Source organism: Bacteroides sp. 1_1_14, from assembly GCF_000162515.1.
GTDB classification, from domain to species: Bacteria; Bacteroidota; Bacteroidia; order Bacteroidales; family Bacteroidaceae; genus Bacteroides; species Bacteroides thetaiotaomicron.
Window position 1 is genome coordinate 4,454 of the sequence record NZ_GG774721.1, and the last position, 7,283, is coordinate 11,736.

The 7,283-nt window shown below is 36.6% G+C and carries 5 protein-coding genes and 1 pseudogene; all 6 read left to right on the top strand.

Features of this window, described 5'->3' with window-relative positions; all coding sequences use genetic code 11:
- Positions 1-2,019, top strand: a 2,019-nt coding sequence (locus HMPREF9007_RS00465) for a TonB-dependent receptor (RefSeq protein ID WP_032850835.1), incomplete at its 5' end; no start/stop codon positions are given.
- 13 nt (positions 2,020-2,032) lie between these two features.
- Complete coding sequence (locus HMPREF9007_RS00460) at positions 2,033-3,586, top strand: SusD/RagB family nutrient-binding outer membrane lipoprotein (protein ID WP_008763869.1); 1,554 nt, start codon at positions 2,033-2,035, stop codon at positions 3,584-3,586.
- A 25-nt stretch (positions 3,587-3,611) separates the two neighbouring features.
- Positions 3,612-4,700 carry a glycoside hydrolase family 18 gene (locus tag HMPREF9007_RS00455; protein WP_008763870.1) on the top strand — a complete coding sequence of 363 codons (1,089 nt, stop codon included), beginning with the start codon at positions 3,612-3,614 and terminating at the stop codon, positions 4,698-4,700.
- A 17-nt stretch (positions 4,701-4,717) separates the two neighbouring features.
- Positions 4,718-5,842: a DUF1735 and LamG domain-containing protein gene (locus tag HMPREF9007_RS00450; protein ID WP_008763871.1), complete on the top strand. Its 1,125-nt coding sequence runs from the start codon at positions 4,718-4,720 to the stop codon at positions 5,840-5,842.
- Positions 5,843-5,869: 27 nt separating this feature from the next.
- Complete coding sequence (locus HMPREF9007_RS00445; RefSeq protein ID WP_277754733.1) at positions 5,870-6,628, top strand: DUF4999 domain-containing protein; 759 nt, start codon at positions 5,870-5,872, stop codon at positions 6,626-6,628.
- A gap of 355 nt (positions 6,629-6,983) precedes the next feature.
- Positions 6,984-7,283 (top strand): annotated as a pseudogene (locus tag HMPREF9007_RS00440) (SusC/RagA family protein); the annotation flags it as partial.

The following is a 7,283-nucleotide window of genomic DNA, read 5'->3' on the forward strand; positions in this document are numbered from 1 at the left end:
TATAGTCGTTATAATTTCTCTATTCGGAATACGGCTAGTTTCTTGAATAATAAATTAACATTAGACGTTGGTGCTAGTTACATTGTTCAAAATGATAAAAATATGATATCTCAGGGGCAATATTTTAATCCGCTCCCTGCTCTTTATCTATTCCCTCGTGGTGATAGCTTTGAAGAAGTGCAAATGTTCGAACGTTATAATGAAGCATTAGGTGTTAAGACTCAATACTGGCCATATAGCCACCAAGGTATGAGTTTACAGAACCCTTATTGGATTATGAAACGTATGAATCGCGAAACTGAAAAGCAACGTTATATGATTAATGGAAATCTGACTTATAAAATTGCAGATTGGATTGACATTTCCGGTCGTGTGAAAATAGATAATTCACATTATAGACTAACTCAGAAACGTTTTGCTTCAACATTGGGCAACTTCTCCGGAACTAATGGTTTTTATTCAGACCAAACCCGTACTGACCGGAATATTTACGCAGATGCTATGTTGAATATAAACAAACGTATTGATGATTTTAGTATTAATGCTAACATCGGTGCATCTATTAAGGACTTAAAGTATGAACAAGCTGGTGGCGAAGGTAATTTAGCTGGTATACCGAACTTCTTTACTTTAAATAATTTAGATTATACCTCTAATTATAAACCTAAGCAATATGGTTATCACGATCAATCTCAAGGTATTTTTGCCAATTTGGAAATTGGTTGGAAGAGTATGTTATATTTAACTTTGACAGGACGTAATGACTGGGAATCTCAATTAGCATTTACGGATCATTCTTCATTCTTCTATCCTTCTGTAGGTTTGTCTGCAGTATTGACTGAGATGATTAAATTGCCAGAATTTATATCTTATGCCAAAATCCGTGGTTCATATACTTCTGTTGCATCTTCATTTGATCGTTTCTTATCCAATCCGGGATTTGAGTTTTTAGAACAATCACATCAATGGAGTACTTCTTCTACCCGTCCGGCTGTCAATTTGAAGCCAGAAAGAACGAAATCATGGGAAATCGGTTTAAATACTAAATTTTGGAATGACTTAAGCTTTGATTTCACATTCTATAAGTCAAATACATATAATCAAACATTCCAAATTAGCCAATCTTCAGCCAGTGGATTCTCTACCGCTGTAGTACAAAGTGGTAATGTACAAAACTATGGTATTGAAATGGGTATAGGATACAGGCATAAGTTTGGCGATGTTGAGTGGAATAGCAACTTTACTTTCACCATGAATCGTAACAAGATCAAAGAATTGATGGAAGGTGCTAAAGATCCTGAAACAGGTGAATTGATTGCTGATGAAGAACGTCGTGTCGCTACATTAGGGGCTGCTGGATATGCACCTGTGATTATTCTACGAAAAGACGGAGGTATGGGAGATATTTATGTAGAGAAACATTTGGCAACTGATGGTAATGGAAATATAAAAGTCGATTCCCAAACGGGTAAAGTTAGTATTGCAGAATATCCGGAACCACGTAAAGTAGGTAGTTTATATGCTAAATGTAATTTAGGATTCAGCAACAACTTTACTTATAAGGGCATAAACTTAGGTTTTACTTTAACTGCTCGTGTAGGAGGTTTAGTTGTATCCAATACTCAGGGGATTCTTGATTACTATGGCGTCTCTCAAACTACTGCTGATGCCCGTGATGCAGGTGGTGTATGGATTAATAATGGTTATGTAGATGCACAGAGCTATTATCAGACAATCGGTAGTTCTTCCGGTGGTGTTGGCGAATATTATCTGTATAGTGCTACGAACGTTCGTTTGCAAGAATTAAGTTTAAGTTATACACTTCCTAAAAAGTGGTTTAATGACAAAGTAGGAATTACAGCCGGTATTGTTGGAAAAAACTTATGGATGATTTATTGTAAAGCTCCTTTCGATCCGGAATTGACTCCTTCTACAACTAGTAACTTCTACCAAGGTGTAGACTACTTCATGCAGCCAAGTACTCGTAACATTGGTTTTAACTTAAAATTCCAGTTCTAATACAAGTTGAATTATGAAAAGAATAATAATAAAAACGATTGCAGCTGCAGCATTAGCTCCTATATTCTGTGGATGCACTTCTAATTTTGAGGATTACAACACAAATCCTTATCAGCCTCATGATCTGAATCCGCCGATGCTTTACACTACAATGATTACATCAGGAGTAAATGTACAGCAAAATGATAATCAGATGATTGATCAGATGGTAGGGGGACCATTCGGAGGATATCTCTCAATGTCACAGGACTGGGGCAGAGTAAATAACTTCTACACCTACAATGCCGATGATAATTGGAATCAAATTCCATTTAATACTCCATTTGAAAAGTTTTATGCGAACTATTATAGAATTCAGGAAGCCACTGGAGAAAAAGGACACTTCTGGGCAATGGCTAAATTACTTCGCGTGAACACCATGCATCGTGTAACCGACGCATACGGTCCAATTCCCTACAGTCAAGTATCTAAAGGGGTTGCTGCTACTCCGTATGATTCTCAAGAAGACGTGTATAAACATATGTTTGAAGATCTTGATTATGCAATCAATATACTAAAAGAATATGTTACAGAAACCGGTGGTATGAAACCGCTTGAAGGATATGACCCTGTATTTAATGGTGATTATAGTAAATGGGTACGTTTTGCTAACTCCATGAAGTTAAGATTGGCATTGCGTATAAGTTCTGCTGATCCCGTTTTGGCCCAGAAAAAGGCTGAAGAGGCTGTTGCAGATAATGGAGGACTGATTGAAACTCCTTCAGATAATGCAATGTGTAGTGTCGGTGCCGAACCTAACCCATATCAACTAGTTGCTAACGATTGGGGCGAAATTCGCGTAAATGCTACGATCGCAAGCTATATGAATGGTTATAATGATCCGCGTCGTTCTGCTTATTTTACTGCATCTACCGTTGGTGGAAATTATGGTACGTATGTGGGTATGCGTTCAGGCATACAAGGAGCAAAGCCTGCTACGTATGCCAATTTCTCAAAACCTAAATATGAAAAGACAGACCCTATCACTATTTTCTATTGTTCTGAAACTGCTTTTTTACGTGCAGAAGGTGCATTAAAAGGTTGGAATATGGGTGGCACTGCACAACACTTCTATGAAGAAGGTATTAAGTTGTCTTTTAGTGAAAGAGGGATTTCTTCTAATGAAGCTGAAATCTATATAAAAGACACTGAAAGTACTCCTGCAGCATTCAACTCTCCTGTAGAACCGGGTAAGTGCAGTTATGTTCCTAAAACGACTATAACTGTTAGCTGGAATGAGGGGGCATCTGATGCAGAAAAATTAGAACGTATCATCACACAAAAATGGATTGCCAATTTCCCATTAGGATTTGAAGGATGGGCTGATTACAGAAGAACAGGATATCCGGAAATCTTCCCTGCTGTAGATAATTTAAGTGATTGCGTTGATTCAAAACGTCAGCAACGTCGTTTAAGATTCCCAAAGTCAGAGAAGGATAACAACAAAGCTAATGTAGAAACAGCAATACGTTTATTAGGTGGTTCCGATAATGAAGCTACTGACTTGTGGTGGGCTAAGAAAAACTAATGTTTTAATTTAATAGTAAAAGAATATGAAAGTAAGATACATTTATATAGCACTTGTAGCATTGCTTGGAGGTATATTCTGGGGATGTAGCGATTGGACGGAAGTCGAATCAAAAGACTTTTTCAATCCACCCACAGATAGTTATTATGAAGCTTTGCGTGAGTATAAAAAAAGTGATCATGAAATCTCTTTCGGCTGGTTTGGTAACTGGACAGGAGTAGGTGCTTCACTGGTAAATAGTATGAGAGGGATTCCGGATAGTGTCGATCTGGTTTCTATTTGGGGAAATTGGAAGAATATCACTCCTGATCAGGATGCAGACTTGAGATTTTGCCAAAAGGTAAAAGGTACGAAGTTCCTACTTTGCTTTATCGTACATAACTTGGGCGACCAATTAACTCCTGAAGGACAAACTATTCAAGAATATTGGGGATGGGAAGGAGAATTGATACCGGACAGACCTTACCAAAGATGGGAAATGATTGATACAGAGGTAACTCCTGATCAAGAAACCATTATCCGTAAATATGCAAAACAAATCATAGATACGATCGCTAAATATAACTATGACGGTTTTGATATTGACTATGAGCCTAACTATCAAGGAAAATGGGGCAGCTTAGCTAACTACCCTAAAAGAATGTCTGTTTTCATTGACGAATTAAGTAAATATCTTGGTCCGAAATCAGGAGGTGAAAAAATATTAGTAATAGATGGTGAACCTCAATCAATGCCTTCTGAAAGAGGAGAATGCATGAATTACTTTATAGTACAGGCTTATGAATGCTCGGGAGATGCAAATTTAGATTCCAGGCTAAAATCAACAATTGATAATTTTGATGGCTATTTATCACCTCAAGAAGTTGCAAAGAAATATATTGTAACAGAAAACTTTGAATCTTTTGCACAAGATGGTGGTGTTGCTTTTACTGATCGCTATGGAAATAAAATGCAGTCCCTTGAAGGTATGGCTCGGTGGACACCAATAATAGATGATCAAAAGGTTAGTAAAGGGGGAGTCGGTACATATCACATGGAATATGATTATCCATTTACTCCGGAGTATAAATGGCTTCGTGCAGCTATACAAATCATGAATCCTTCTGTTAAATAACTTAATATACTGGAAAAATGAAAAGAAATAATATAAAGAACTATTTTATAGCATGTGCGGCTCTAGTTTCTTTCTTGACTGGATGCGATAATGCCGACTATAAAATATTAGACAACGCAATCTATTTCTCAGAGGCGGAAAGTGGAAGCTTTGAGAAGATTACGGCCGATCCGGAGAATGTCACAACCACATCTCTCAATATTCGTTTGGCAGAAGCATTGGCAGAAGATGTAGAAGCAACTTTGGTAATTGATCCTTCTATTTTGGAAGAGTATAATGCAGCAAACTCTACATCGTATGAAGTATTACCGGAGAATTATTACACTTTTAACAAAGATGTAAAAATCAAAGCTGGCGATGTAAGTGCAGAAGCAACAAACTTTTCCATTAAACCTTATGCGACTCCTAATGGGGAATCATACGCTATACCGATTGCTATTAATGTTACCAAAGGTAATGTTTCGACAATTGGTACTTCCGGCAAATATTTAATTTTGCTGAATCAGCCATTAATTCAAGCGGTGCCAGTGATGAACTGGAAAAATCATCCAAGTACTGATAAAGAGAAAAAGTGGAATGAAAGTGTTACAGAATATTCCCTTGAATTCTGGGTGCAGATGGATGGATTCCGCATCAATAATCAAGCCATATTTAATTCTGAAGATATTTATATTCGTTTTGGAGATGCTATGATTGATTATGACTTGTTACAGATAAAAACGCTTGGATCACAAGTCAATACTGTTACTCATTTCTTACCCAATAAATGGTACCATGTGGCATTTGTTCATGATGCTTCCGGATTACTCACAATTTACATAAATGGAGTAAAAGATGTGACTTTACAGACCAAAGGTGGGCCTTTGACATTTACATTCCTTGAAATGGTATGCAGTGGTTCTACCTATTTTAAAAATAATTGTAAATTGGCACAAGTACGTTTATGGAGAAAAGCTATTACTCCTACTCAAATAATTTCTAATATGTATTATGCTGTAAAATCTACAGATCCGAATCTGATGGGATATTGGAAGCTAGATGAGGGACAGGGAAATATGTTTGAAGATTGTACCGGGCAAGGACGAGACATGACAGTTGAAGATGAACTAAAATGGGAGAAAGATGTCCGTTTCGATAAATAAGATGAAAATCATTAAAGCTAATTGATTATGAAGAATTTCTATAAACTAATACTTATGGCAGCTCTATCCTTGGGAGCTGCTCCCTTCGTCACTTCTTGTAGTGATGATGAAGAAGCTGATGAGTGGAATGCTACCTATGTATATCTACAAAGAGAGGACTACTTAGTAAGCAATGTAAAAACATTCAATCTAACTCATGATGTAGAAGGGATTGGAGGAGATGAGATAAGCATGACTTTTGCAGCCAAGACTCAAAAACCTGTATCAAAAGATATTATTGTTTCATTGGATGTTAAAAGTGATGCAGAAGGGCTTGATGTAAGTAAAATATCTTTGAGTTCATCTCAGGTTACAATTAAAGCAGGGCAACAAGTATCAGAAGAGGTTACAGCAAAAGTGGATCGAACAATATTTGGTACTACTGATGATAAAGTCAGTTACTCGTTTAGTATCTCGATCAAAAATATAAGTACAAGCAATGGAAATACGACTATTAGTAGTAACTTAAAAACTTTACCTGCTGTTATTAATAAATCAGCTTTCTGTAATCTAAGAAGTGGTACTCCGGCAGATAGTAAGCTTTGGACAGCCAAAACCGAATGGAGCTTTACTTTCCAAGACGGAGTAGAAAATCAAAATTCAAATTCTGTTATTGGAAATGGTGGAAGCGATGTCGCAACTAATGGAATCCCATTTTGGTTGACAGTAGACCTTAAAACAGTTAAAACAATAAAAGGGATACAGACTAAACACTGGGCTTCTGCTTATGCACCTACTCAAAATTGAGATATTTTCTTCCGATAATGGAAGTGTATGGAAGTCTATGGGTGTTCTTGATATTAAAGGCGGCACGCAAAATGTCATTTTCATAGCTCCAGTCACAGCACGGTATTTAAAATACCAAATGATAAAAGTGCCTTCTCGTGTAGATATAACAGCATTTTATGTTTATATTCCGAATGAATGACAAGTTTAAAGTTTGATAAATAATACGGATAAGAAAGCTGACGCAGTAAAATGAGTCAGCTTTCTTTTTGTAAATATCTAACCTAAAAAACATGTACATTAAAAAAAATCTTTAATTTGTATTTTTGAAGACATTATAATGCTGTTCAAATCCTAATAGTAGGATGCCTATAGTATTTTGAAAGTTTCTTTTATTTCCTTTCTCCAGTTTCTCCCAAGCAATCACGTTGACCAATGCCCAGCCATTGAAAATAACAATGGGGGAAGATACACAAAAATTGGATGAAGTTGTTGTTACTGCTTTGGGTATCAAACGTTCTGAAAAAGCACTTAGCTATAATGTGCAGAAAGTTAACAATGATGCTTTAACTTCCGTAAAGGATGCTAACTTCGTCAATAGTCTAAACGGAAAAGTGGCTGGTGTGAATATACAACGCAGTGCTTCCGGTGTAGGAGGTAGTACTCGTGTTACAAT